Here is a 236-nt window from a genome sequence, read left to right as displayed (position 1 = left end):
CCTCCACCGCCTCTACCATCCCCACCCCAACCCTCCCAAGCTCCTCCCCATCCCCACCCACATCCCCCCTGCTGCCACACTCCCCCACCCCCACCCCCTCACCCCCATCCACCCTTCCAGTCACCACCTCATCCCGGCACCTCGCCCTGAGCTCACCAACCCCCCCCCCCCTCCCAACCACATCACCTACAACCCTCTCATCCACGCTCTCCCTCTCCCACCCATCCACCTCCACC

1 protein-coding gene is annotated in these 236 nt (G+C 67.8%); it reads right to left on the bottom strand.

The genetic code is table 11. The features are described 5' to 3' along the window. On the bottom strand, positions 1-236 hold a 236-nt coding region (locus FS507_RS18285; protein WP_222121486.1), incomplete at both ends, for a hypothetical protein.

Origin of the sequence: Corynebacterium glyciniphilum AJ 3170 (assembly GCF_007673095.1) — a bacterium.
Taxonomy (GTDB): Bacteria; Actinomycetota; Actinomycetes; order Mycobacteriales; family Mycobacteriaceae; genus Corynebacterium.
Note: the sequence above shows the minus strand (reverse complement) of the source record. Positions and strands in the feature narration are given on the sequence as shown.